Here is a 25,396-nt window from a genome sequence, read left to right as displayed (position 1 = left end):
ACGCCAGGAGACAGTAGAAGAATGAACATAGAAAACAGCCTGATTCCTCGCTCAACTGGAGGAATCAGGCTGTTTTTTTCGCTCTGAAATTTTGGATCACGGGAATTACAACCCTATCGATTGAAGCAGGCCGGCAAAATTCATCGCATAGATATGCGGATTGAAATGTTGCTCGACATGTCTCATCGCCTGGTCTCGAATCTGTTCACGAAGAACAGGTTCCTTCATGAGTTCAAGCGCTTCGGTAACGGCATGGTCAATGTTTCCGAGCACATAAAACTTGCCTGTGTAGTTATGATGAACCGAGGTGGATACCCCATCCGAATCGGTTGTCAGCACCGGGCAGCGGCAGCTCATCGCCTCAAGCACCGCATAAGGTGCTCCCTCTACCTTGGAAGTGCAGCACAGAAATCCGCCTGAGTCTCCAATAATTGAATAGTAATAAGGCATCTCGGCATTAGGCACGTTGGACCGAAGGGTTAAACGATCCGACAGGCCTAATTCATCAATGAGTAATAGGAATTGCTCCCTTTCTAACGGCTGGCTGAGCTCACTATCCTCAAACATCCACATTTGGAGATCAGGAACATGCTCCTTAAGCGCATGCCCGACATGAAGAAACTCTCGCCAATTCTTGTTATCCTCGATCCGTCCAAGCCATGCCATTACAGGGCTTGAGGGTCTCGGATAAGAATGGTACGTGAACCGTTGACTATCAAAACAATTGTTGAAATGAAACTGCGGCTTATGCGGATACAGCTCCTGGAACAGAGCGGCAATATGCGGGGTATTGGGATTAAGCAGCGCGTCAGCATATTCATTCACATATGGAACTGCCTGTGAAAGCTGCGCATGGGCAACGCTCTTGGGTCCATACCCTTGAATCTCCAGCACGAATTTCCCTTTGAACCCCAGCATTCGAAAGCGCGGGAAACTGGCGTGATCCGTCGTAACGACGATGACGTCAAAATTATTCGAATCCAAGATGTGCTTGATCTCGATGTCATTGCGGGTGACGTAGATGGGGAAGTCCGCAGCATTCTGCATGCCGGACCCCCAGTTATAATACAGGCAATGCGCCTCGATTCCGGCTAGTCGCAGTGCACGGCATCGCTGTCTGTTTAATGTCTCGACCCCCCCGCTCGGCACATAGTAGACGAACAGCACCTTCATGTCGCACCCCTCCCCTTATTCAATCACTTGAAAATCAGAATGTGAGTAAACGGCCACAAGCTGTCCTTCATTCTTGGCATGTAAGGTAACCAGCGTAGTGAACGCGTAGTTAATATTGGTCACAAGCAGAAGGCTGAATGCCATATTATGGTTCGTGATATTGGGAACATTCACTGTATTTCCAACTGCGACATGAGTCAGTCCGACATAATAGACTCCATGGGGGTGGTATCCATGTATGAGGACATCAAAATCTTCAGTTCCTGCATTGGTAATCGTTAGATCCACCGACTGGATATACCGCGCATCAATTTGACCATATTCCACTGCATCTAAACGAAAGATGGACATTTCATTCCCTCCTGGCTATGGCAGCATCATTAATATCAGGTTATGTAACTACCTCTTCGCGTGTAAGGGCATATCCATAGTGACGATCATCCATTTGTGAGTTACTTGATCCCTGGTCCAAGCCAATTCTTTCAAATTCGCATTTAATATAATGTAAGCACATCTAAAGAAAGGATCGGTGACAAGGGATGTTGAGCCTCCAAGATATCAAAGGCCCCTACCATGCGATATTCAGTTTGGGAAACAACTGTTTGCCGGGTATTGAGCTAAGAGAACACGGTTTGCGCAGATTTGCCGGACCTATCGATTGGATGGGTACTCCGGTGCTGCCTCAAATATCAAGAATGCTTCGCAATCGGTTTGAAGGCATGCTGGTGTATTCCAACTTACTCATGGTTAATCAGGCTAGTGAAGAGCTGTATAATATCTGGGATCAAGAATACGACCTCTATCTTAACCATGATTTTTATGTGCATAACAATTTCCCTCCCGATCTGCTGGGATATCCGGATGTTAAGGTTAAATATGATCGTAGAATTGCCAGATTTCTGCAGACGTTGGGAAGCGGGGGCCGCATTCTGTTTATCCGAACCGATTCCAGTCGCGAGGATATTAAGGAATTGGTAGATTCTTTGAAACAAATATGCTACGGACCTTTCCATGTGCTCGCCGTCAATCATGAACCTGTCCAGGAAATAGAAATGTTGGATTGGAACTTAGAGCACGTTTGCGCTGTAAAAATGCCGAATGTCGATATCTGGTTCAGCAACCGCTTTCGCTGGAGTTTTCTGTTCCAAGGCATGTATTTGATCTAACTTCATAACACGAGATTCGGTTCGAATCATCACATGTTCTCTTCTCCATACGACAATGGCAGACCAATATTAAAACTTGGTCTGCCATTTGACATAGGTTCTTAAACATAGTTTACCGGTTCATCCGGGAGCTTGTAATCTTTCGGAAGTGACTGAAATATTCGGTTCCAAATAACATAATCGACCAACACATCCGGAGTGGATCTTTGATTGACAAAAATCCTGTTGTACAAATCACTCATTACGTTAAAGGCTTGCTGATTCATAAGCTACTCACTCCTTTTTACTGGGATGATTTCTGAGCGATGGCGCCGTAGTATATGTTCAGCATACGTTCGATCATAAGATCCATGGACCAATGCTTATAGGCGAATGTCTTGGCGTTATTACCCAGAAATTTTCGATAATCCTCATCTCGGAGCAGCAAATTGAGGTGCTGGGCCGTGCTTCCCGGATCTCCTACAGGGGCTAACAATCCCGTGAAACCGTGAGTTACCATTTCGGGCAACCCCCCTGCGGTCGATACGACGCTCGGGAGTCCTGCCATTTGGGCTTCCATAACCGAGTACGGCTGGTTATCTTGAATGCAAGTATGGACAAAGATATCCGATTGGCTGAGCAGCCCCGGAACGTTGTCATGCTGTCCAAGGAATAACACCTCATGCTGCAGCCCCGTCCTTATGGCCTGCTCTTCCAGTTGCCCTCGCATGGCACCATCCCCTACAATCCAGCACACCCAGTCGTTTCGCATCCGCTTGAGAATAGCAAGGGATTCAAGCAGCACATGAATCCCCTTCACGAACACCAATCTGGCCGGACAGATAATGACCTTTTTCCCAGGTGGTCGCCGATGTGACGATCCCGCGCTATATTTTGCCTGAAACGCTTCAGCGTCCAGACCATATTGAAACACCGTAATCCGATAATCAGGTACCCCGCAATCGCTCATAAGAACATTCTTGGACCATTGATTAGCCGTAATCGTTAAATCAGAGGACAAGGCCGCATGATACTCAATGGCTGGAAAATAACGCCAGGCGGGACTTCCTTCATTGACGCCTTGTGCAGGATTATTTCGAAATATGTCCTTCATCTCACGTGCGACAGAGCCGTGGATATGCGATACGAGTGGCGTACGCTTGGGTTTTACCCTACTTAAAGAGCGTGTAGAAAAACTATCCTGTGTATGAATGATATCGTATTGCTCCAGCCCGAAATAGGCTGCCGCCAGCTCCATGCAGTAACGCTCGAGCTCATAAAAGCGTATCGCACTATGCTGATTCAAACCAGGAGCCGTCTGCGGATCAAGCTTTGCCTCCAGCATGGGCAGCAAAACTTCTTTGGCTAGTTCCTTCCCTTGGTTGACAATATGGATTTTCCTGTAATCCGGACTGTTTCCGAGCAGATCAACTTCATGACCCAGCTGTTCAAGACGTTTCTTGAGCTCCTGCATGAAGTTATATACTCCGCCAACATGGGGGAGTAGCCAATGGGTTGCCAGTAGTATTTTCATGGTATCCCCCATTATCGGCCAAGCTGAGCCAAATGCTCAAGTACATGGCGGTAATTGTTTTTCACCATCTCATATTCTGGAAGAATTCTCGCTTGATGACGGACCGTACCCATCTGGGAATGTACCCGATACATCGTAAGCATATCCGGTATGAATCCAAAAGAAGCTCCGCTCATTAACAGCCGAATCCAAAGATCGAAATCATGGGTGTAGGGAAGCTGTGGATTAAATAGACCTACCCGGTGAAGCCAGTCTTTCTTCATAATGACCGTGCAGCCGTTAATCGGATTGGAATACGTGAGCTGACGGGCCAAATCTGCATGAGACGCCATGGGAATCCCTTCGTACGGCGTTGTCACCCGGTTGTGCTCATCAATGACGCAAAAACCGGTATACGTGACATCGAGTCCGCTGCTCAGCATATACGACATCTGCCGCTCAATCTTTTGGGGAACATAACGATCATCCGAACTGAGCCAGGCAATATAATCACCGGAAGCATGCAAAATGCCATGATTCAAGGCGCTGGCCGTTCCGCCGTTACTCTTGCCCATATAGTAGACTCTGTTCATGTAAGGTGCGATCAGATGTGAATATTGAGTTGACCCATCATCTACGACTATGATTTCTACGGCAGGGTACGTTTGTTGTACCGCACTTTCCAATGCTTGCTGTATATACTGGCAGTTATAGAAAGGTATGACTATCGTAACCGTCGGCATCATCCCCTGTCTCCTCCTTCTGCCTAACTTGATATATGATCTCAATACATATCATGGGTTAGTACACCATATGCAGTGCACTCGCATTCCGAAAGGGACCCCTGTCCCCTGACATTTGACCAAATAACAGGCAGACGGCTTATATAGTATGAACGAAAGGAATAGTTTCTTGTACATCGTGCGCCTCCCCCTCACTGCACACACAGTGTATGGTCCAGCATGCTGGGAGGGCTGTCGACCACATAAAACAAGCTGTCCTCCCGCTTGTGAGCTGGGAGAACAGCTTGTGCAATCATGCGATATTTAATTAGAAAAACAAGCGGAGCCCCACCAAAGTCAGGATCCCGACAATGACGGTGGCAAACAGGCTTTTTGTGAGAAAAGCGGTTAGGAAAGCGGGCACGGCTGCAATCAATTCTAGTGAATGCCCCCCTGGGTCTATACGTCCATCCGATAACAGCAGCTCCTGGGCTAGCAGCGCTCCCATGACGGCAATCGGGACATGATCTAACCACCGGATCATCGCCTCGGGAATGCGGAGCTTGCTCAGAATCATAAGCGGCAGAACCCTTGGAATAAGGGTTACGACAGCACAACCGATAATCAATATGGCGATATGCCATCTTATTTCCATCGTTCGATCACCATCCCTGCAGTAGCCGCAACCACAATCGCGACTATGACCGCCGCGCTTCCCGGCATAATTGTACTGACAGCTACCACTGAAACAGCGGCAATCATAACCACCATGAAATCAAGTTTATACTTCTTCCGGCTGATCCATTGCAGAGCAAGCAATCCGATAAACATCCCCGGCAGTGCAAAATCAAGGCCAAACTTCTCCGGCTCGGGAATCCACTCCCCGACTAAACCGCCTGCTACATTGGCTGCGCACCAGAACAGATACGCCGTAATATTCAGGCCGACCATCCATTTATAGCCGAGTTTTTTCTGCTCGGTGGCCTTGGCTGCCGCTACACCAAACGTCTCGTCGGTTAACAAGGAACCGATGAAGAAGCTTTTTCCCGAAGAAAGACCTTTAAAGTAAGGGGCAAGCGCCGCGCTTAACAGCAGATGCCTGGCATTCACGAAAAATATCGTAACTATGATCGATAGGATCGGGCTAGCAGCCGCTATCATCCCTGCCGCAATAAATTGCCCGGAGCCCGCATAGAGCAGCAGCGAAATGAGCGCGATTTCGAGCAGGGTGAAACCTGCGGTGCGCTCGACAACACCTGCCGCAAAACCGATGCTTAGGTAGCCCAAGAGGGTTGGAATACAATCTTTGAAGCCTTGAAGATAGGTGTTTCCCTGGTTCCCATCCATACTAGCAGGGAGCCGTTCTGACTTGATGCTCATCTGTGTTCGATTCCTCTCTCACTCTACAATTCTATTTTTAATTACTATGAATTCTTCCCGCTGCCTTGTCAACGCTGTTACACCATTTTCCCATCAAAAAAAAGCGCACCAGGAATGCTGCTCATTCGCCAGGAACGCTTTTTTCATTCGGTTTATTTAGCTGCCTAAGGCTTTAAAATGACTTTGATACAGCCATCCTTCCGCTCATTGAAGATTTCGTAGCCGTGGGCAGCCTTCTCCATCGGAAGCCGGTGTGTGATGATATCCGAAGGGTCCACAGTCCCTTCTTTCAACATTTGATAAAGGCGCGGCATGTAATGAATAACGGGAGCAAGCCCCATTTTTAACGTAATATTGCGTTCGAACAGCTCTCCAAGCGGAAAGGCATTATACACCAGCCCGTATATGCCGGTTAGCTGGATGGTCCCGTATTTGCGAACCATGTTGACGGCCATGCGGAAAGCTCCTAAAGAACCGCCCTGAACCCTTAGTACGCTGCCCAGCATTTCCAATCCCGTCCGCTTGGCATCAAGGCCTACGCAATCGATAACAACATCCGCGCCGCCCTTTGTGAGTTCTCTGATGAAATCTTCAATCGGTTTGATCTTCTCAAAATTGTAAGTCTCCACGTGATTGGTCCGTTTCGCATGCGCGAGCCTGTAATCCACATGATCAATCGCAATTACCCGCTTCGCGCCTTTTAACCAGGAAAACTTTTGCGTTAGCAGTCCAATGGGACCGCAGCCCAGAACAACCACGACATCGCCTGGTTTAACCCCTCCGTTCTCCACGCTCCAGATGGCTGTGGGCAGCGCATCGGAAAGCATGAGCAGCTTCTCATCTTCCATCTCGGCGTCCTCAGGTATAACAAAGGGCATGGAATTCCCGTAAGGAACCCGTAAAAGCTCTGCTTGCGCACCTTGAAAACCGCCGTAGGCGTCACTATATCCAAAAAAACCGCCGGTATTCTTGCCCTCATTCGCATAATCGCATTGGCTCTCCATGTGATTCTGACAAAACAGGCATTTTCCGCAAGATACAATAAAAGGAATGATCACGCGGTCTCCCACTTTGACCCTGCTTACTTCAGGACCTGCTTCCACCACGATTCCCATCGGCTCATGGCCGATAATGTAATCATCGTTCAGCTGTTTTAATCCACCGTTGTATAAATGCAAATCCGATCCGCAGATGGCCGTGGTGGTGACTCGGATCAGGACATCGTCGCTGTGCCGAAGAACGGCGTCCTTCATATCCTTTACTTGGATCCGATGTCTGCCTTGATAAGTGACTGCTTTCACGCTCGAAACCCCTTCTAGAGTCGATATCCATTTTTGTAAGGATTTGACTTTTTTAGGTTCAGTGTGCGCCATTTCAATCAGAACTACTCCGGCAGAGCAAAAATAAAGCGAAGTTCACCCCAGCGCTTCGGGTTGAAGGTCTACAGGCTGCTTTTTCGATTTCCCGACTTTCAAGAATAATACCAACCCTAACAGCACGAGCGCCCCCCCTGCCGCCTGCAGGGAGTTCATCGACTCATTCAGCAGGAGAAAAGCCAGTAAACTCGCTCCAACCGGCTCTCCAAGAACGCTCATCGATACGGTGGAGGCTGTGGCATACTTCATCAGCCAATTGAACAGCAGATGGCCGAATACCGTTGGCACGACAGCCAATAAAGCAAAAATCCCCCACTCTCGTCCGGAATACCCCGTCATCGGAATGTTCATTCCTACGTTATACACCGCCAGTACGGAGGCCGCTACTGCAAAGACAAGCCAGCTGTATAAGAATGAAGGCAGACGCCGCAGTAGCAATTGACCCAGGAGCATATGCACGGCGACCGCAGCCGTCCCCAGCAGCGACATGATATCACCAGTCAAATGCCCCTTGCTCCCACTGAGTCCGCTGCTCCCAATGAGAAGGAATACGCCGAGGAAAGCGATCGCCATGCCGCCGATTGCCGCCAGCGATGTTTTCTCCTTAAACCAGAAGTAAGCACCTATCATCACAAACACCGGCTGAAGGGCAAGGATAATTGTGGAGCTGGCTACACTCGTCCACTTCAAGGAGCCCATCCATAACAAAAAGTGCAGGGCCAGCATCGAACCGGATAGAAGAAGCAGCAGCAGTTCAGAACGCTTCAACGATTTGATAGCCGGCGCATATTTGCCCGCGAAGGGCAGCATGATCAGGAACGTGATCACCAGTCTGTACATCGCTTGAATGGATACGGGACTGGTGGACCATTTTACGAATATGGAGGAAAAAGAAATAGCGATGATGCCGATAAACAGTGGGATAAATACAGGGATCGGTGCTCGGTTCGAATTCATGATGGTTAAATGATTCACCTTTCGTGTTATATTAGAGAATGATTTCAAATTTAAACTTTCGGAAAAGGATAATTGGCATGAAAAAGAAAGACCTTCGCAACCAAATGACCCCTCCCAAATTTCTGGCAATCGGCTTTGCTTCGATTACACTGATTGGGACGTTCCTGCTGAAACTTCCCATTGCTACGGCGGACGGAACTTCTACCCCAATCGTAGATGCTCTCTTCACAGCAGTTTCCGCCATCAGTGTAACGGGTTTAACCGTTGTGGATACAGGGACCCATTGGTCCATATTTGGACAAATTGTCATGCTCATGCTCGTTCAGCTTGGCGGATTGGGCTTTATGACCTCAGCCACCTGGATTGCATTGATGTTCAACCGCAGAATCTCGCTTCGGGAGCGCATGATCCTTCAGGAAGCAATGGGACAATACCAAATTCAAGGGATTGTAGACCTTATCCGAAGAGTGCTCGTCTATACGCTGATCATAGAAGGGGCAGGCGCATTACTGCTAACGCTCAGGTTCTCTGCCATCATGCCGCTTTCCGATGCGGCTTACTTCGGCATATTCCAGAGTATTTCCATATTCAACAATGCAGGCTTTGACCTCTTTGGCCAAATTCACGGACCCTTCTCAGGATTTGCAACCTATGTAGCGGATCCTTTTGTCAATATTATTCTCATGCTTTTGATCTTCCTTGGAGGAGTCGGCTTTATCGTCATTTTTGATCTTATTGAATATCCGAAATGCAAGAAACTGTCTCTTCATTCCAAGGTTGTATTAACCGTAACGTCACTATTAATCGTAATTGGGGCTGTCATGATCTTTATTCTGGAGCATGGCAATCCCAAAACATTAGGGCCGCTTTCGTACCCGGTAAAAATCATGGCTTCCCTATTCCAATCGATCACTCCCCGTTCCGGTGGCGTCAGCACCTTGGATATCGCGAGTCTGGAGCAATCCTCCCAGTTCTTCATGATTATCCTGATGTTCATCGGGGCAGCTCCCGGATCAACGGGGGGCGGAATTAAAGTGACTACTTTTGCCGTACTTATCGGTGCCGTCGTTACGATGATCCAGGGAAAACGGGACGTTGTTCTCTATCGCAATCGAATCTCCCAAGCCCTGGTTTACCGTTCCATTACACTAACGATTCTATCGTTGCTGCTATTGGTGGGAGCTTCCATGTTTCTGTCCATTACGGAATCTGGCGAATTCTTAAGAATTCTGTTTGAAGCCGTATCCGCGTTCGGTACTGCCGGGCTATCCATGGGACTTACAACCGAGCTGTCCGGGGTTGGTAAGGTGACCATTTCCCTGCTCATGTTCCTTGGCCGGTTAGGACCGCTAACCCTTGCTTATGCGCTGAGTCGCAAGAATAATAAAGAACTGTACCGCCATCCGGAAGGCCGGATTACGATTGGTTAAGTTATACGTCTCCCATGTCGGAACTTTTTTTGCGATTATCGAATGTGTTCAGCTTACCTGAAAGCTTATACAATCTTAAACAAACCGTACACTTCCCCCTTCCATGGGAGGCGTACGGTTTGTTTCATTGGAATACATTTCTAAAATCGTCTCTTATTCGCCGAACTCGCTAGCATCGATGGCAGCATCCAGCAAGTCATCAAACAATTCGTTATCGGCTTCAATCCGCTCGTCAATCTGAAGAAACTGCTCCTCGATTCCTGGCTCGCCAGCGAAGTTCAAGCTGTAGTCCCAGTCCCGGCCATTCTTGCTCAGGAAAGTAATCTCGTAGGCTGATGCATGTCCATCTATAGAAAATACGGTATATCCTACGAACTGATCGCTGTCATCCCGCTTCATATCCGCACGCTCGATTCGGACTTCTGACACGTTTTCACGCTCCTTCATTACGTTGTAAAGCACTCACAAGACTCAGTATATCACTTTTCCTGGCAGCTGATTATTGTTTTTATTATACGCCATGATCTAGTATAATATGGGTTGGTAAATTAAATTGCATTGGAGGGTACCAAATGTCCGATTTCAATACATACTTGGACAAATATGCCGAGTTGGCTGTAAAGGTTGGAGTTAACATACAAGAAGGACAAACCTTAGTGGTTCATGCTCCTGTTGATTCCGCCGAATTCACTCGCTTGATTGCCAAAAAGGCATATGAAGCGGGTGCCCGCCTGGTTAAGATTCTGTGGAACGACGAAACAATAACACGACTTCAATTCGAAAAGGCTGCAGATGACGTGTTTACCGAAGCGCCAAAATGGTATGCCGGCGAAATGACGGAATTGGTGGAGAACGGCGCAGCCATTCTGCACGTGCTTGCCGAAAATCCCGATCTGCTCAGCGGCATTGATTCCGAGCGTATCGGAAACTTCTACAAAGCGCGCGGAGAAGCATTGAAGACCTATCGCGCTTATCAGCAGTCCGACAAGTTTAGCTGGTGTCTGATCGCTGTGCCTTCAGCAGCTTGGGCAGCCAAGGTGTTCCCGGATGTGCCGGAATCCGAACAAGTCGGCAAATTGTGGGATGCCATCTTCCACACCGTGCGTGTGGATCAGGATAACCCGGTTGAAGCCTGGAACAAGCACCTCGAAGTGCTTGAAGCGAAATCCACCGTGTTGAACGCTAAGAAATACAAGAAACTCCACTATATCGCACCGGGAACCGATCTTACCATTGAGCTGCCGGAAGGGCATATTTGGGCGCAAGGCGACAGCATCAACGAACGCGGACATTCCTTTGTGGCTAACATGCCAACAGAAGAGGTTTTTACTGCTCCGCTCAAAACAGGCGTCAACGGAACCGTACACAGCACGAAGCCTTTGAGTTATGCCGGAAACATCGTGAACAATTTCTCCCTTACTTTTGAAGAAGGTAAAGTAGTCAGCTTCACGGCAGAGCAAGGTTATGAAACCCTTGAGCGTCTCCTGAACATGGATGAGGGTGCCCGTTATCTTGGAGAAGTGGCGCTGGTGCCGCATCAATCCCCGATCTCGGAGTCCAACATCCTGTATTACAATACGTTGTTTGATGAGAATGCCTCCAACCACCTTGCACTCGGCAGCGCTTATGCTTTCTGCTTGGAAGGCGGAAAAGATATGAATCAGGAGCAATTGATTCAAAGCGGTCTCAATACGAGTGTAACCCATGTTGATTTCATGATCGGCTCTGGCGACATGGATATTTACGGAGTGACGGCGGACGGCAAGGAAGAACCGGTATTCCTGAAAGGAAACTGGGCATTTTAAGATACGGGACAGTATAAAGCAGCTATTTCATATGAAGTAGCTGCTTTCTTGAACTTTTCCGGCTTTTAATTGACCTGAGGTTGATTTACAAACGGAAAAATTGTGTCATAATCAAGAAAGCGCATCAAATTACTTATTGATAGCATAAAGGAAATGGAGGGGCTGTCATGTCCAACTTTGAACAAAAAATGGAACGCTACGCGGAGCTTGCAGTCAAGGTGGGTGCTAATGTGCAGCCGGGACAAACGCTGGTCGTTAACGCCATGATCGATGCTGCACCGTTGGTACGTCTTATCGTGAAGAAAGCTTATGAAACGGGTGCCAAGCAAGTAAAGGTGAACTATAGTGATGAGGTTGTGAACCGGATACGGTACGACCTGGCACCAGACGAAGCTTTTCTGGAGCCGCCGACATATTATGCGGAGGAAGTAACCGAGCTTGCCGAGCAAGGGGCTGCTTTCTTGACCATTCTCTCCTCGAACCCTGACCTGCTTAAAGGCGTTGATCCGGAGCGTATTTCCAATTACCAGCGTACATATGGCGCCGCTATGGCGAAATACCGGCAATATCAGCAAGCCGATAAAATGAGCTGGACCGGCATTGCCTATGCTTCCCCTGATTGGGCTGCCAAGGTGTTCCCTGACGTTCCGGCCGAGCAGCAGGTGGATAAAATGTGGGATGCGATATTCCACGTGGTCCGCGCGGATCTCGAAGATCCCATTGGTGCATGGGAAGATCATATCACGACCCTCCAGCACAAATCGGATGAACTCAATGCCAAGAAGTATCATAAGCTTCGCTTCACTTCACCAGGGACGGATCTTACGATCGAGCTTCCGGAGGGACATATCTGGGCCCAAGCGGGCAGTCACAACGAGAAAGGCGAGCGTTTCGTTGCCAACATTCCGACGGAGGAAGTGTTCACCGCTCCGCTCAAAACCGGCGTGAACGGCACCGTACGCAGCACGAAGCCTTTGAGCTACGGCGGCAACATCATTGACAATTTCTCGATCACGTTCGAGAATGGCCGCATCGTCGATTTTTCCGCGGAACAAGGCGAAGATACCTTAACCCGCCTGATCTCCATGGATGAAGGCTCACATTATCTTGGCGAGGTTGCCCTTGTGCCTTATCGCTCCCCGATCTCGGAAAGCGGTATTTTGTATTACAACACACTGTTTGACGAAAATGCTTCCTGTCACCTGGCCATCGGCAGCGCGTATGCCTTTAACCTTGAGGGCGGCAAGACCATGACGTCCGAACAGCTTCAAGCAAGCGGTCTGAACACCAGCATTACCCACGTTGACTTCATGATGGGCTCCAAAGAGCTTCATATTACCGGAATCACTCATGATGGCAAAGAGGAGCCTGTATTCATCGACGGCAATTGGGCTTAAACCGCTACATTTTCGTTATGTGCATGACACAATGAGATCGGAAATCTGCAACAGAGCAGTCTTTTAATTAGAGGCTGCTCTGTTTTTTTCATAATGGACCTTCTAGCCCTTTCCTTTCCCTTCCCTTCCCGATTCCCGATGCAACTTCAACCCTATTTTGATTAATACCGATAGATTGCCGAGCATATGATGAAGAGATGGACGCATATCTAAGATTGCCATATTATTTCATAAGCTAATGCGCTTCAACCACATGACTTCATAAGGATCAACCCGTTTCCCGGAAACAGTCTTCAGAGTCGGCTGTTATTAGAATTAATAGGGCTTTTTTACCCGATATGTTGTAAAATGATGAGAGAAATAGGATGGTTACACCAGAGAGGGGATTATCGCGTGTCCAACCGATTACAGCTCCTCCTTGCAGCAGATTTCGCTGATCTGAGCGAACCTATTCAGGAAGAAGTCTATTATGAATTTTATGACCTCGTTTATGGACAGATACTGTATGTCGTACGGGATCATGCTGCTGTTGAGGATATCATTCAGGAGTCCTTTATAAAAGTGATTACAAGTAAGCCGAATTTTGAAACCGAAAGCAAGATGCGGGGATGGCTCCGTGTCGTCGCCAAAAACTCAACCATGAATTATTTAAGAAAAAATAAAAAATACCGTAACCAAGTGGATGTCGAGAGTGTTTTTATTAATGAAGAGGACGTGGTAGTTTCTTCCACGAACGTCGAACATCAGGTGGAGTCGAATATGCTGGAGGAATCCATCGAGCATTATCTCGACCAATTGAAGCCTGAATACAAGCTATTGATTGAGTATCGGTGGAAGCATAGTCTGACGTACAGAGAAATCGCGGAGCTGCTGAATACTCGCGAAGAGATCGTGAAGCAGCGCTTGTTCCGCGCCAGAGAATCCGTAAAGAAAATGCTGTATAGAGAGTGGGGTGAATTGGATGAGCAACGAAAAATACGATGATTGGTTTGATGAGGCGTTTGACGAAGCCTTTGATCGTGCAGCTTCACGTTCCTCACTCCCTACTGACATTGAATCTAAACGACAATCCTGGCAGCAGGTTCAACAGCAAATCAAACAGGTACACAAAAAGAAACAGCGTCGACGCACTTTTCAGTTAGCCGGAGTCATCGCAGCATCGATGGCCTTTGGTGCATTGATATTCTCTCCATCCTCTGTAACTCAAGCGGTAACACCGGTTTATCAGGAGATCAAGGATTGGGGAAATGGTGTGGTGACCCAAATTTTCGGTATGCGAGAGCCTGTTGATAAGAGCAAGGCATTAACGGCTCCCCCACCGGAGCAGGGAATAGAACCCGAAGGGTATGTGCCGCCAGCTCAATTAGTGGAAACCGAATATATAACTTTCACAGATACCGATGAATCTCTGACAGAATCGCAAAAACGCGCACCTTTTAAAATACCAAAAATCAATTATCTACCGGAAGATTACAAATTCTATGAGGCTACAGCATTAATAACGGATGAAAATCCGGTTTTTGAAGAGCTTCATCTTCATTATAAGAATTCGGAAGAAAAGTTTTTCCATATAGATCTTATCGGGATGACACTTGGTAAAATGATCAATCTCAATGGGGATATTAAGAAGACGATTATTCTTGAATCCGGAGCAAAAGCCTATTTAACCGAGACTAACCTTCGCTTCTTATACGATAATGATCAAGTGATTGTATCCATTAGCGGCTTCTTCACAGAAGATGAATTCATAAAAATTGCAAACAGCATACAATGATTTTTTAGAGAATCTAAAAAAAGAACAGGTTGTTCCCAATAAAATGGTTGAAGACAGGCTTAAGGGCTGGTCTTCGACCTTTTTGTTCCATGGCTGCCCACACAGATCAGCAGATGATGGGCCAGCGAAGGGTGAAACGCTTCCTGTACGGAGCGTCTTTCGATGCAAAAAAAGAGGGTGCCCTGCAAGATCTAGGATCTTGCGAGGCACTCCCATCATAAATCCATATTCGGATTATTGTGCTACCAATATCGAGCTCGTGTGATAAGTTCCTTCTTCATATGTACCGCTCTCTTTGACCCAGTGAATCGTCTTGGCCCGGTAATAATAACCCGCCTGCACACTAAAAGTCTTGCTTCCGCTCAGAGAGGCTCTACTCGTTCCGTTATCGTATGAAGCTCCCGAATCGACCCAAGCGGAGCCCGTCCAGCGTTGAAGAACATAATTGATACCCAGAGAATCTACAGCTTGAGAAGCACTGGTAGTGGCGCTAATCCCTACTTGAGTACTGCTTACTTTCCCTATCGAAGAAAAATAATCCATCAAATATTTATTGGCTAACGTGTTGAGAGAAGAATTTAGGTTCATTTCCACAGGAGGCGGAGTCGTTAAGGCACCGGGTGCAATGTCTGTAGCCGAATCCGCGTAAGCCCCTCCTGCCAGAGATAAACTTAATAGAACACTGACTGCAACCGCTGAAGCTATACGTTTAGGACTGCGTACTTTTGACATCATATCACCTTTCTTTCAATGTAATAGGTACATCCATATTTTAACACGCAGTGACAGAACAAAAGTTTCTAATTCTTCATGGATTGATATATTTTTTGAAACTTTTCTGCAAATAAAAAGAAGCCTCGACATATATTGTCGAGGCTTCTTCTAATATCCAGTTTACGCACCTGCTTCTTCCTGAATCAGCTGCTGCTGCTGCCTGATCAGACGAATCCGCGAAATCCGTTTATTCTCGGTCTCCTCAATCACAAAGCGATAATCCTCATACATGACAGATTGACCTTTGTGTGGGAGCAGCACCTCAAGACGCGAGGACAGCCATCCACCGATAGTATCATAGTCTTCTGTATCCACGTTCAGACCAAATTGGTCATTAATTTCATCGATCAGCATCAATCCATCAATGGAGTATTCATCCTCCCCCACCTTTTCAATGCCCGGACGCTCTTCGTCAAACTCATCTTGAATTTCACCGACGATTTCTTCCATGATGTCCTCCAGGGTTACGAGTCCTGAAGTCCCGCCGTATTCATCAATTAGAATGGCAATTTGCGTCTTGCTCCGCTGCATTCTTCGCAGCAGATCGCTGATCTTGATCGACTCAGGAACAGCAATGATCGGGCGAATCAAGGAAAGCTGGTCACGAACGAATCCGCGCATCAGATCTTTAATGTGAATAAAGCCAATGATATGATCCTTGTCTTCGTCACAAATCGGATAACGGGTTCGCATCCCCTCGCTTGCGATCTTCAGATTTTCTTCCAATGAAAGATTGTTGTATAAGCAGATCATTTCTGTTCTGGGGATCATGATCTCCCTTGCTGTCGTGTCGGCAAATTCAAAAATGTTGTCTACCAACACCATATCCGTGCTATCCATCAGGCCGCTCTCACTGCTCTCTTTCATCATATCCCGCAGTTCTTCCTCGGTATGAACATTCCGTTCAACCACCGGTTGCATCCGGAATAAACGGAGAACATTATTGGAGAGCCCATTGGCAAACCAGATAAACGGGAACATCATCGTGTAAAACACCCGCAGTGGGCCTGCAGATAGCAGCGCAATTTGTTCCGCCTTACGTACAGCCACTGTCTTGGGCGCCAATGCACCAAATACAATGTGCATGAGTGCAATCAGGATGAAGGCAATTACCAAGGACACGGCATGAACGGCTGTATTGCTCCAGCCTATGCCATGAAACCAAGGCGTAATCATGGCGGATATCGTTCTTTCGCCAATCCATCCGAGTCCAATGGACACGATGGTAATACCAAACTGGCATGCGGATATATATCCGTCCAGGTTCTTCAATATGTTCTGCGCAAATTTTGCACGTCTATGTCCTTCTTCGGCCAGAGCGTCAATACGGCTGCTTTTCACTTTAACGAAAGCTAATTCAGCCGATACAAAAAATCCATTTAACAGGACGAGAATCAATACCAAGGTTAAACTTATCAAACTCGGTAAGGGGTCACTCAATCGATCTCCTACCCGCCATACAGCATGCTATGACGAATAGGAACACCTCCTTCGGTTATTAAAAATGTGTGGTGCCATCAAGCATAACAGCGTGTTCGGACTACGCATCAACTTCCCAATGGTCTCATCTCCTTGTCTTATTCCGACTTAATCAAGCTATATAAGTAATTATATAGTACTACGATACACAGTCAAACGTTGTCTTATGACATTAATCAACGTTGTTATCAGCTTTAATTTGATTCTCAGCCATTAGCACTCGTTTTTCGATGAATTGATATATTCTATGAATAAACATTCAAAATGTTAATAGAATACGATGAATCCGCACGCGTTGGATAGAAAAAATCGCATGAACATTGAATATGTCCAAGTATAACATAAAGAAAAAACCCTCGTTTACGCCTGAGTAAACGAAGGTTCTTTATGCAATCGGATCGATTATCTAGCCGTTGGAGGCGGATTGCCGATAACACCCGGATATTGATAATGAAGCGGCTCGTCGAACACGACATAATCTAGGTTTACCATCAGCAGGATGATACGGCGGCCTGTCGACCGTTCGCTGATAATGATATGATCACGTCCAGCAGCTTCGACCACACCTGTGAACACCTTGGCATTCCATTGCGAATTGTTTTCATACGTCATATAGAAGGTTCCCTGTTTGCCCAGATTCAGTCGTAGAATATTCTCTACGTAGGATTGTTCGAATTGCGGGGCGGGAACAACGGTGCCTCCTGGAGTCATTGGGCTTCCGCTAGGCACCTGCGGTGGAACGTTCGCCGTATAACCAGCCGTCCCGCGGTTCGGCACTCCCGGATAACGGACTCCATTCATGAAGTTCACAGGTGGCACACCTTGATTGTACATAAGTAATTTCCTCCTTTAATTTATAACTCCCGCCTAAGCGGTTGTATAACATGAATCAAAAAACGGACGGGCAATCGGCATATGTCGGGGTGAAGAAACAGTGTGCTTTGAATCGGCCTGTGTTCTGCTGATTGTACCAGGTTGCCGGGCAATCTCCTGCCGGCCGGAAAAACCACAGCGCGTTGCTAGCCGGCCATATGCGTTCCCCATTAATGACCCTTTGGGCTAGCCGACGATCCCGATCCCTAGCTCGTTGATAAAAATAGCCTTTCTGTGTTGCTTCAAAACCACCCGGGCTCTGAAAAACCATATCGTTCATGCTGCGGATGTTTCGAAAATCCAGGCAGTTGCCCAATATCCGGTTCACTCCGACATTCCCGACCATGAGCATGCCTTGCTCGCCTTCGCCTTCTGCCTCTGCGCGGATCAATCTTGCCAGAAGATCCACATCATTCGAATTCGCTTTGATGACTGCCACAGAGTTCCCCTCGCTTCCTTAAGATCACTTTGTATTTGTATGTGCATTCGCCCATAAATGTGACTATGTGAAGAGAAAAAAAGTTCCTTACCGCAATTCACCACGGTAAGGAACTCTAAGCTTCCTGTTTCTATTCATGACTGCACAGCATGATCGGAATAAACATATCTGAATGTATACTCTCCTGAGCCCGCTTGAATCACAACACCCGCTTCACCATCACGTGCAGATTGAATCCCTCTCGCTTCGTCTAGAGGTATCGCCTCTCCTTCTGTAACGCTTGATGCATTAAAAACACCTGGCAGTCGGATCTCCGCTGTTGTATTAGGCGGGATGGTTACCTCTATTTGAAACTCTCCACCACTTTCCAATCTCCAACTTGACCGGACGGATCCGTACAGCGTATCGATCACGCCTTCAGCCCATGTCAATCCTTCGCCCGGCACGGGTGCAATCACGGTATGCTTATAACCCGGCGCTTCCTCCACAGTTTGTATGCCGGCAACCGTACGATACAGCCACTCGCCAATGGCTCCATATGCATAATGATTAAATGAATTCATATCCCGGCTCCAGAAGCTGCCATCTTCCTTAATACCGTCCCAGTGCTCCCATATCGTGGTTGCGCCTTTCGTAACCGGGTACAACCATGAAGGATAGTCCCTCTGCAGCAACAGCTTATAGGCCGCGTCATGCATGCCATGCTGACTTAATACATGGTTAATATAGGGTGTTCCCACAAAGCCTGTCGTTAGATGAAATCTACTCTCCTCCAGCAGCGAATAAAGACGTTTCGCTGCTCGTTTTTCCGCATCTTCATCCAGCAGCCCAAACATGAGCGCAAGCACATGCGCGGTCTGAGTCGAAGCCGCTAGCCTTCCTGACGGGGTCACGAATTCGTTGCGAAATGCAGCGACCACCTTATCTTTAAGCTCCGTATACAGGGCAGCATCTTTTTCTTGACCCAATACGATCGCTGTTTTCCTAAGCAGTTCTACCGAATAACAGTAAAATGCCGACGCTATCATATCCCGCTCTGTAGCCCCCACATAGTCGCCGGATTTCGCATCAAGTCCCAGCCAGTCACCAAAATGAAAGCCGGTATTCCACAAATACTCATTCTCCCCCTGAGCCTGAATGTAGGAGACCCAGCTCTTCATGCTCTCATACTGACGTTCCAATATCCGTCGGTCGCCATAACTGACATATACCGTCCACGGACATATGACCGCTGCATCTCCCCATGCGGCCGAAGCGTAGGCCTCATCGCCAAGCACATGGGGGACAACGAAAGGCACTGCCCCATCGCCACGCTGGTCTGCAGCCAGATCAGATAACCACTTGGTGAAGAAAGGAGCCACGTTCGCTAGATAGGCCGCCGTCCCAATAAACATCTGTGCATCTCCCGTCCAGCCAAGCCGCTCGTCACGCTGGGGACAATCCGTGGGCACATCCAGGAAATTCCCCTTGAGCCCCCATCGAATATTGCTCTGCAATTGATTAACCATGGGATCTGAGCACTGAAACGTTCCGATTTCTTCAAAGTCCGAATGGAGCACAACTGCTTCAAAAACCCCACGGCTCAACTGCTCCTCCGTGAAACCGTCTAAGCGGACATACCGGAAGCCTTGGAACGTAAACCGTGGCTCATAGGTTTCTTGTCCTCCACCTTTTAACGTATACTGAATGGTTTGTTTAGCGGTTCGGAGGTTCTCCGTATACAAGTTCCCCTCGGAATCCAGTATCTCCGCATGCTGCAGCGTCACGATAGCGCCTTCCGCGCCGGACACGCTAAACCGGACCCAGCCCACCAGGTTCTGTCCGAAATCGATGACGGTTTCACCTTTGGGTGTAATCAGACATTCAACGGGCTGCACCTTTTGGATGGCTCTTACCGGCTCGTTAATTTGAGGCTTCAGCATGTCAAACCCGTGATCGATCGTTTCGATACCATGCCAATCATTTGAGTTAAAATCTCCTGAGCTGAAGCCTTCCAGCTCCAACCGGGCATCGTAGGTTTCACCATGATAGAGTTCTGACATTGTGATCGGGCCTTTGGCCGACTGCCAGCTTGAATCGGTTGCAATTACTTCTTCGCTCCCGTCTGCATAAGTAATATGCAGCTCCAGCAAAAGGGCTAATCGATTCCCATAGATTGCGCTCCGTTCCTCCCATCCCAATTGCCCCCTGTACCATCCATTTCCGAGCCAAGCGCCGATGCCATTTAGGCCAGCATTCAGCATATCCGTCACGTCATAACTTTGCGTCTGTATCGCATGTTCATAACTCGTCCATCCGGGTGTGAAATAACAATCTCCCACCCGCTGCCCGTTCAGTTCCAGTTCATAAAGGCCTAAGGCCGAGGCATATATTCTCGCCTTCGCAATGGGCGTCTTCAAGCTGAAGCTCTTGCGAAGGAGCGGTAGATGAGGAGACTCGGCCGGCAGCAAAGAACTGGGTGCCGTTATCCATTCCCCTATCCATTTCTCTCCCTGCAGTTTACCCGTCTCCCAATAGGCTGCATCCGACCATTCCGATACCTCCCCGGCTTGATTCCAGACGCGGACTCGATAAATATAGCGCTTACAAGACGATACGCTCCATTCGCTTAATTCCACATGAACCGATTGCGAAGAAGCTACTTTCCCTGAAGTCCAAAAGGGCACAGCAAAACGATCATCATTCGAAACTTCAATCTCATAGGCCGTTTGCCTGAATGCCCTTTCGTCCGAGACCAGCTTCCAATTTAAACGCGGATGCTTCTCGCCGATTCCAATCGGATTATGCTGATACTCACATCGTAAATCCGTAACGCTGAACATAGGCTATCCCTCCGTTCACCTTCATTAAAGGTTATTGCCACAATCAAGTTTTATAGGCCGCAACTCGGGATGTGCGCTTCCCTAACCGTGCCTGTTTCAACTATTATTATAAGTGAACCTGAACGTGGAATTATGGGGATATCGGACAACAATATGAGGCATAACGGACATTCTTTCCCTATTAACGACAAGGAGAATGATGATGAAGCGACCCATGGAAACCTATTATGGAGATACCTTTTTCCAGGATGACACCTTGATGTATGTGAATCGAAACGCGGAGAATTTTACAGGCTCATACCATAACCATGATTTTCTGGAGATTGCTTATATTGCGGAGGGTGAAGGTTTTCATCACCTGGAGAACTCGGTACAGCGCGTGCGCAAAGGTCAAATGTTCTATATCCCACTCGGAATATCTCATGTATTCCGGCCCACTTCTGCAAACGGGAAGCCGCTCATCGTGAATAATTGCATTTTCTCTGTACAGCTGCTGCCCAAACTGATTGCTTTTACAACAGGTTCGGATACGGCTGCCTTTTTGAAAGGCATGGAAGATGGCTCCCTTGGATACCATGCGATTATGGACCGACATGATCGCTTCGAGAGGCTCTTTAGCTTCCTCTATGAACAAAATGCCATGCACGGCAGCGGTTCTGCCGTTTATCTGCACACGCTGCTGCTGCAGCTGATCATTGAGTTCAGCCGTGTCATCGAACATCCACATACGATGCCTTCGGTGCCGCAGCACCATTCCTTTCAGGATGTCCTTCAATACGTGGAAGTGCAGTACATGCATGAGCTCACTTTGACGCAGCTTGCACATATCAGCGGATTCAGCGAGCGCCACTTGCAGCGGCTGTTCCGCCGATATACAGGCCAGAGCTGGCATCATTATTTGCAAACCGTACGGATTCGAATGAGCCGCGAGCTGCTGCGCACCACCTCGGACAAAATCAGTACGATTGCCGAGAAGGTCGGTTATAAGGACATGCATTCTTTTCACTCCGTGTTTAAACGAAATACAGGTCTCACACCTGGTCAATACCGGAGCGATGTTCAGCATTCATAAACGATGGGACTCTCCGGCAAATAATGAAAGCATGATGATCCTGAATACTCGATCATCATGCTTTTTGAATATACTTTGATGATTTTGAACGTCATTCATTTCCCTTGATAGGGCTTTTATCACGGAGGGAAGCCATTGAAATTACTGCGATTCCTATCAATAGAACGGAGCTCAGAATGCCAACGACTTGAAATCCGGACGCAAATGCCGCTTGAGCTAACATTTGGATCTCATCGGCAAGCGCTGCAGGTAGCTGTTCCGCTGCATTCATAGCAGCAGCCAATGTATCACTGGCCGATTCTGCCGCTTCATTCGGAATACCGTCAGGAACATTCATCCGATTGCGATAAATAACTGTACCTATACTCCCCATCACAGCGATACCAAGTGCCATCCCAAGCTCGCCGCTTGTTTCCGACAAGGAAGATGCTGCTCCTGCTTTCTCTGGCGGTGCTGACCCGATAATAAGGTCCATGCTTAAGACTTGAAGAGGACCCACTCCCATCAGCAGAAGAACGCTGCCGAGGATGGGGATTAACATTCCCCATGACGTATCCGTCCATATGACCATGAGATAACCGACTGATGAGATCAATAAACCAGAGGCGATGAGATGTGATGAGGGAAACCTTCGTGCTAAGATCGGCGCTGCCAATATACCAATAATGCTGCCGGCGGCATAAGGCATCATCCACAGACCTGCTTCCACCGGAGAAAGTCCTTCCACCATCTGCAAATACTGAGTAAACAGAAAGACAAATCCCCCAACGATCAACGAACCCATCAGCATCATGATTAGCGACCAGCTAAACCCACGGTATGCGAACAATCCCAAGTCGAGCAGCGGATCTTTCAGCCTTTTTTGCCGTCTGACAAACCAATAGCCGATACTGAGACCAATGATCGATAATAGCGCTGCTAGGAAACTGATGCCTTCCTTGGCCATGTCCTTAAGACCGTAAATCAAGGGGAGAAGCGAGCCAAACGACAATATAACGCTAATGGGGTCCAGCTTCTTGGATTCAGAATTGCGGTATTCAGGCAGGAGCCACGGCCCCGTCACAAGCAGGAGAAGCATGACGGGAACGCCAAGGAGAAATACTGAGCCCCACCAAAAATATTCAAGCAGTATTCCTCCTACGGCCGGGCCGATCACAGCCCCGCTTGAGAAGCAAACCATCCACACGCTAATAGCTGTCGCCCTTTGCTTTGAATCCTTAAACATATTACTGATCAGTGCAAGCGTAGATGGCATCAAGGTAGCGCCGGATATACCGAGCAGTGCACGGGTGACAATCAGCATGCCAGCACTGGTGGAGAACGCGGCTACGATTGAGGCAACGCCAAATGCAAAGGCGCCAATTAGAAGTAGTTTTCTCCTTCCGATCCGATCACCGAGCGTCCCCATTGTAATCAGAAACCCGGCAATCATGAAGCCGTATATGTCAAGAATCCACAGTTGCTGCACACTGCTCGGCTTAAGATCCGCAGCCAAATGCGGAAGAGCCAAATGCAGCATTGTGAAATCAAGGGCTAATAGCAATGTGGGCAAACTGAGCACGATCAGTCCGATCCACTCCCGCGGTCCCGCACGTGAAGCCCGTTCGTCATTCATGATCATTCCTCCTTCATTCATTTCTTACCATTTGAAGTAACTTGCGTGCTCTTCCGCCCACTCGGCAAACGTTCTTGCAGGACGTCCTGTGATCTGTTCAACCGTTTGATTGACGGTATATGCTTCGATCGGTGGATTCTTGTACCAGTTGATGACGTAATCGATGACACCCTCATCGACTCCAAGTTCGGCCATTCGTTTACGCTCCTGCTCTTCGGTTAACTGAATAAACTTTACAGCTTTACCGATATAGTGACTAAGAATCTGCACCTTGTCAGGAACCGTTAGCGCCTCGGGACCGGTTAGGGGATAAATCTTGCCCACATGAACGTCCTCCGACAGGACCGCTGCAGCCACCCGTCCGATATCCTGCTCATGAATCGAAGCATTTAACGAATCACCAAACATATCGCGTACTACACCCTCTGTTCGTATCGATTCTCTCCAGTTCATAACATTGGACATGTAATCGACCGGCTGCAGCTGGGTCCATTCCAGATTACTCGATTCTAGTGCTTCCTCCACCGTCCCTTTCTTTCCGTCCCACAATACGCTGACGCGCTTTACTCCGGCAGCCTCCGCGATTCGAATAATCTCCTCCCCTGTCGTAAGCGGGACGTAGCCTGCTCCTGTCGTGATTAAATGGAGGCCGGTCACACCCCGTAACGCTGGAACCAGCGAGTCGGGCTTACTCAGATCACCAGCAACCACTTCTACGCCAGCAGGTAATGTGGCTGATGCCGGATAGCGGCTGAGCGCTTTGACGCGATGTCCAGTCTTAAGCAGCTCATTTACCACCTGTCGACCAACTTTTCCTGTCGCACCTGTAACTAATATGGTCATTGTTTATTCCTCCTTTTTAGCCATTGACGGTGTACTTCTGTTTCCCTATAGTTCCATTTAAACGCAATTCCAGACCGGTTACGTCCAGCCCTGGTCTAAATCAGCCATACAAAAAAGGCCTTACCCGAAGATAAGACCTGACACTACGACCATAGTCTGAGGGTTATGTGTCGAACCAATGGTTCCTTATCGCGTACAAGGCCGCCTGGGTGCGATCCTGCACCTCCATTTTTCCCAGAATATGCGTGATATGCGTCTTTACCGTTTTCTCGGTAATATGTAGTTCTGCAGCGATTTCTTTGTTACTCCTGCCGAGCGTAATCTGTTCAAGTACATGCTGCTCACGAATAGTCAGAATGTCGATGCCTTTAACAGGCTCGGTATCTGTCGCCACATGGGCAATTAATTGATTCGTTACCTGAGGATGAAGCATGCGATTTCCGTTTACGGCAGCGATGATGGTTTCGACCAGCACTTTAGGCTCGATATCCTTCAGTTGATATCCAATAGCTCCCGCTTTAATCGCCGGCAAAACCGAATCCCGATCGGCAAAACTGGTAAGAATGATAACTTTCGTATGTGGAAACTTGTTTGTGATTCGCTTCGTGGCTTCGACTCCGTCCATCTCCGGCATCTTCAGATCCATCAGGACCACATCAGGCTGCAGCTTCTCTACCTTATCCAGAGCCTCTAGCCCGTTAAGAGCTTGATCTACGATTTCGATCATGGGCTGTGTCTGCAGAAAATAACGCAACCCCCTTAATACAACGAGATGATCATCAACGATTAGCACTTTAATCTTCATAA

Annotated in this window: 25 protein-coding genes; 7 read left to right on the top strand and 18 right to left on the bottom strand. The window is 47.9% G+C overall.

The annotated features are described in order from the left end of the window. Positions 1-105: 105 nt before the first annotated feature. Both BJP58_RS32765 and BJP58_RS32760 read right to left on the bottom strand, forming a co-directional pair. On the bottom strand, positions 106-1,173 hold the full coding sequence (locus tag BJP58_RS32765) for a glycosyltransferase family 4 protein (RefSeq protein ID WP_194542140.1): 1,068 nt from the start codon (positions 1,171-1,173) through the stop codon (positions 106-108). A gap of 15 nt (positions 1,174-1,188) precedes the next feature. Further along, positions 1,189-1,524, bottom strand: coding sequence for a hypothetical protein (locus BJP58_RS32760; RefSeq protein WP_071224341.1), 336 nt, complete (start codon positions 1,522-1,524; stop codon positions 1,189-1,191). A 188-nt stretch (positions 1,525-1,712) separates the two neighbouring features. Between BJP58_RS32760 and BJP58_RS32755 the strand changes: the two genes are divergently transcribed. Beyond that, positions 1,713-2,339 carry a DUF1796 family putative cysteine peptidase gene (locus tag BJP58_RS32755; RefSeq protein WP_194542139.1) on the top strand — a complete coding sequence of 209 codons (627 nt, stop codon included), beginning with the start codon at positions 1,713-1,715 and terminating at the stop codon, positions 2,337-2,339. 101 nt (positions 2,340-2,440) lie between these two features. On the opposite strand, the gene BJP58_RS32750 is transcribed toward BJP58_RS32755, so the two are convergent. From BJP58_RS32750 to BJP58_RS32720, 7 genes are all read right to left on the bottom strand, one after another. Further along, positions 2,441-2,605, bottom strand: a complete 165-nt coding sequence (locus BJP58_RS32750) for a hypothetical protein (RefSeq protein ID WP_194542138.1) — start codon at positions 2,603-2,605, stop codon at positions 2,441-2,443. A 17-nt stretch (positions 2,606-2,622) separates the two neighbouring features. Further along, positions 2,623-3,852, bottom strand: a complete 1,230-nt coding sequence (locus tag BJP58_RS32745) for a glycosyltransferase family 4 protein (protein WP_194542137.1) — start codon at positions 3,850-3,852, stop codon at positions 2,623-2,625. An 11-nt stretch (positions 3,853-3,863) separates the two neighbouring features. Further along, positions 3,864-4,577, bottom strand: a complete 714-nt coding sequence (locus BJP58_RS32740; RefSeq protein ID WP_194542136.1) for a glycosyltransferase family 2 protein — start codon at positions 4,575-4,577, stop codon at positions 3,864-3,866. A gap of 304 nt (positions 4,578-4,881) precedes the next feature. Continuing rightward, positions 4,882-5,208: an AzlD domain-containing protein gene (locus tag BJP58_RS32735; protein ID WP_194542135.1), complete on the bottom strand. Its 327-nt coding sequence runs from the start codon at positions 5,206-5,208 to the stop codon at positions 4,882-4,884. After that, positions 5,199-5,933 carry an AzlC family ABC transporter permease gene (locus tag BJP58_RS32730; protein WP_194542134.1) on the bottom strand — a complete coding sequence of 245 codons (735 nt, stop codon included), beginning with the start codon at positions 5,931-5,933 and terminating at the stop codon, positions 5,199-5,201. The genes BJP58_RS32735 and BJP58_RS32730 overlap by 10 nt, the downstream gene beginning before the upstream one ends. Positions 5,934-6,097: 164 nt before the next feature. Beyond that, the gene (locus BJP58_RS32725) at positions 6,098-7,234 is read right to left on the bottom strand and encodes a zinc-dependent alcohol dehydrogenase (protein ID WP_194542133.1); all 1,137 of its coding nucleotides are present in this window, start codon (positions 7,232-7,234) and stop codon (positions 6,098-6,100) included. A gap of 114 nt (positions 7,235-7,348) precedes the next feature. Then, positions 7,349-8,266, bottom strand: a complete 918-nt coding sequence (locus BJP58_RS32720; protein WP_194542132.1) for a DMT family transporter — start codon at positions 8,264-8,266, stop codon at positions 7,349-7,351. Positions 8,267-8,343: 77 nt separating this feature from the next. Here BJP58_RS32720 and BJP58_RS32715 point away from each other — a divergent pair, with 77 nt between their 5' ends. After that, a complete protein-coding gene (locus BJP58_RS32715; protein WP_194542131.1) occupies positions 8,344-9,696 on the top strand; it encodes a TrkH family potassium uptake protein in 1,353 nt (450 codons plus the stop codon). Positions 9,697-9,849: 153 nt separating this feature from the next. Here BJP58_RS32715 and BJP58_RS32710 read toward each other — a convergent pair whose 3' ends face one another. Beyond that, positions 9,850-10,125: a hypothetical protein gene (locus BJP58_RS32710; protein ID WP_071224350.1), complete on the bottom strand. Its 276-nt coding sequence runs from the start codon at positions 10,123-10,125 to the stop codon at positions 9,850-9,852. Between the two features lie 143 nt (positions 10,126-10,268). Between BJP58_RS32710 and BJP58_RS32705 the strand changes: the two genes are divergently transcribed. From BJP58_RS32705 to BJP58_RS32690, 4 genes are all read left to right on the top strand, one after another. Further along, entirely contained in the window at positions 10,269-11,501 is a 1,233-nt protein-coding gene (locus tag BJP58_RS32705; RefSeq protein WP_194542130.1) for an aminopeptidase, read from the top strand. 167 nt (positions 11,502-11,668) lie between these two features. Beyond that, positions 11,669-12,898: an aminopeptidase gene (locus BJP58_RS32700; protein WP_194542129.1), complete on the top strand. Its 1,230-nt coding sequence runs from the start codon at positions 11,669-11,671 to the stop codon at positions 12,896-12,898. A gap of 393 nt (positions 12,899-13,291) precedes the next feature. After that, a complete protein-coding gene (locus BJP58_RS32695) occupies positions 13,292-13,882 on the top strand; it encodes an RNA polymerase sigma factor (protein WP_194542128.1) in 591 nt (196 codons plus the stop codon). Continuing rightward, on the top strand, positions 13,860-14,672 hold the full coding sequence (locus BJP58_RS32690; RefSeq protein ID WP_194542127.1) for a DUF4367 domain-containing protein: 813 nt from the start codon (positions 13,860-13,862) through the stop codon (positions 14,670-14,672). Before BJP58_RS32695 ends, BJP58_RS32690 begins: the two co-directional genes overlap by 23 nt. A 234-nt stretch (positions 14,673-14,906) precedes the next feature. On the opposite strand, the gene BJP58_RS32685 is transcribed toward BJP58_RS32690, so the two are convergent. The 5 genes from BJP58_RS32685 to BJP58_RS32665 form a co-directional block, all read right to left on the bottom strand. Beyond that, entirely contained in the window at positions 14,907-15,407 is a 501-nt protein-coding gene (locus BJP58_RS32685; RefSeq protein ID WP_233354823.1) for a hypothetical protein, read from the bottom strand. A 159-nt stretch (positions 15,408-15,566) separates the two neighbouring features. Continuing rightward, a complete protein-coding gene (locus BJP58_RS32680; RefSeq protein ID WP_194542126.1) occupies positions 15,567-16,886 on the bottom strand; it encodes a hemolysin family protein in 1,320 nt (439 codons plus the stop codon). Between the two features lie 441 nt (positions 16,887-17,327). Then, complete coding sequence (gerQ, locus tag BJP58_RS32675) at positions 17,328-17,726, bottom strand: spore coat protein GerQ (RefSeq protein ID WP_397376706.1); 399 nt, start codon at positions 17,724-17,726, stop codon at positions 17,328-17,330. Positions 17,727-17,814: 88 nt separating this feature from the next. Further along, positions 17,815-18,237 (bottom strand): cell wall hydrolase, encoded by a 423-nt coding sequence (locus BJP58_RS32670; RefSeq protein WP_194542125.1) that lies wholly within the window; start codon positions 18,235-18,237, stop codon positions 17,815-17,817. A gap of 134 nt (positions 18,238-18,371) precedes the next feature. After that, complete coding sequence (locus BJP58_RS32665; RefSeq protein WP_194542124.1) at positions 18,372-21,059, bottom strand: glycoside hydrolase family 78 protein; 2,688 nt, start codon at positions 21,057-21,059, stop codon at positions 18,372-18,374. A 196-nt stretch (positions 21,060-21,255) separates the two neighbouring features. On the opposite strand from BJP58_RS32665, the gene BJP58_RS32660 reads away from it, so the two are divergent. After that, entirely contained in the window at positions 21,256-22,131 is an 876-nt protein-coding gene (locus tag BJP58_RS32660) for an AraC family transcriptional regulator (protein WP_233354822.1), read from the top strand. A 91-nt stretch (positions 22,132-22,222) separates the two neighbouring features. On the opposite strand, the gene BJP58_RS32655 is transcribed toward BJP58_RS32660, so the two are convergent. The 3 genes from BJP58_RS32655 to BJP58_RS32645 all read right to left on the bottom strand — a co-directional run bounded on the left by BJP58_RS32655 (position 22,223) and on the right by BJP58_RS32645 (position 25,394). Then, positions 22,223-23,746, bottom strand: a complete 1,524-nt coding sequence (locus BJP58_RS32655) for an MFS transporter (protein ID WP_199341192.1) — start codon at positions 23,744-23,746, stop codon at positions 22,223-22,225. A gap of 24 nt (positions 23,747-23,770) precedes the next feature. After that, positions 23,771-24,589 carry an NmrA family NAD(P)-binding protein gene (locus BJP58_RS32650; protein ID WP_194542123.1) on the bottom strand — a complete coding sequence of 273 codons (819 nt, stop codon included), beginning with the start codon at positions 24,587-24,589 and terminating at the stop codon, positions 23,771-23,773. Between the two features lie 163 nt (positions 24,590-24,752). Beyond that, positions 24,753-25,394, bottom strand: a complete 642-nt coding sequence (locus tag BJP58_RS32645) for a response regulator (RefSeq protein WP_071224363.1) — start codon at positions 25,392-25,394, stop codon at positions 24,753-24,755. Between the last annotated feature and the right edge of the window lie 2 nt (positions 25,395-25,396).

The sequence above is a fragment of the Paenibacillus sp. JZ16 genome, assembly GCF_015326965.1.
In the GTDB taxonomy this organism is placed as follows: domain Bacteria; phylum Bacillota; class Bacilli; order Paenibacillales; family Paenibacillaceae; genus Paenibacillus_AQ.
The sequence above is the reverse complement of the archived record's forward strand: the minus strand, read 5'-3'. Positions and strand labels throughout refer to the sequence as shown.

Coding starts and splice junctions, on each gene's coding strand:
- BJP58_RS32660 (WP_233354822.1), top strand. CDS start 21,256: ATGATGATGAAGCGACCCATGGAAACCTATTATGGAGATACCTTTTTC.
- BJP58_RS32735 (WP_194542135.1), bottom strand. CDS start 5,208: ATGGAAATAAGATGGCATATCGCCATATTGATTATCGGTTGTGCTGTC.
- gerQ (WP_397376706.1), bottom strand. CDS start 17,726: ATGAATGGAGTCCGTTATCCGGGAGTGCCGAACCGCGGGACGGCTGGT.
- BJP58_RS32690 (WP_194542127.1), top strand. CDS start 13,860: ATGAGCAACGAAAAATACGATGATTGGTTTGATGAGGCGTTTGACGAA.
- BJP58_RS32650 (WP_194542123.1), bottom strand. CDS start 24,589: ATGACCATATTAGTTACAGGTGCGACAGGAAAAGTTGGTCGACAGGTG.
- BJP58_RS32700 (WP_194542129.1), top strand. CDS start 11,669: ATGTCCAACTTTGAACAAAAAATGGAACGCTACGCGGAGCTTGCAGTC.
- BJP58_RS32750 (WP_194542138.1), bottom strand. CDS start 2,605: ATGAATCAGCAAGCCTTTAACGTAATGAGTGATTTGTACAACAGGATT.
- BJP58_RS32705 (WP_194542130.1), top strand. CDS start 10,269: ATGTCCGATTTCAATACATACTTGGACAAATATGCCGAGTTGGCTGTA.
- BJP58_RS32665 (WP_194542124.1), bottom strand. CDS start 21,059: ATGTTCAGCGTTACGGATTTACGATGTGAGTATCAGCATAATCCGATT.
- BJP58_RS32655 (WP_199341192.1), bottom strand. CDS start 23,746: ATGAATGACGAACGGGCTTCACGTGCGGGACCGCGGGAGTGGATCGGA.
- BJP58_RS32685 (WP_233354823.1), bottom strand. CDS start 15,407: ATGATGTCAAAAGTACGCAGTCCTAAACGTATAGCTTCAGCGGTTGCA.
- BJP58_RS32715 (WP_194542131.1), top strand. CDS start 8,344: ATGAAAAAGAAAGACCTTCGCAACCAAATGACCCCTCCCAAATTTCTG.
- BJP58_RS32740 (WP_194542136.1), bottom strand. CDS start 4,577: ATGATGCCGACGGTTACGATAGTCATACCTTTCTATAACTGCCAGTAT.
- BJP58_RS32765 (WP_194542140.1), bottom strand. CDS start 1,173: ATGAAGGTGCTGTTCGTCTACTATGTGCCGAGCGGGGGGGTCGAGACA.
- BJP58_RS32730 (WP_194542134.1), bottom strand. CDS start 5,933: ATGAGCATCAAGTCAGAACGGCTCCCTGCTAGTATGGATGGGAACCAG.
- BJP58_RS32720 (WP_194542132.1), bottom strand. CDS start 8,266: ATGAATTCGAACCGAGCACCGATCCCTGTATTTATCCCACTGTTTATC.
- BJP58_RS32745 (WP_194542137.1), bottom strand. CDS start 3,852: ATGAAAATACTACTGGCAACCCATTGGCTACTCCCCCATGTTGGCGGA.
- BJP58_RS32645 (WP_071224363.1), bottom strand. CDS start 25,394: ATGAAGATTAAAGTGCTAATCGTTGATGATCATCTCGTTGTATTAAGG.
- BJP58_RS32760 (WP_071224341.1), bottom strand. CDS start 1,524: ATGTCCATCTTTCGTTTAGATGCAGTGGAATATGGTCAAATTGATGCG.
- BJP58_RS32755 (WP_194542139.1), top strand. CDS start 1,713: ATGTTGAGCCTCCAAGATATCAAAGGCCCCTACCATGCGATATTCAGT.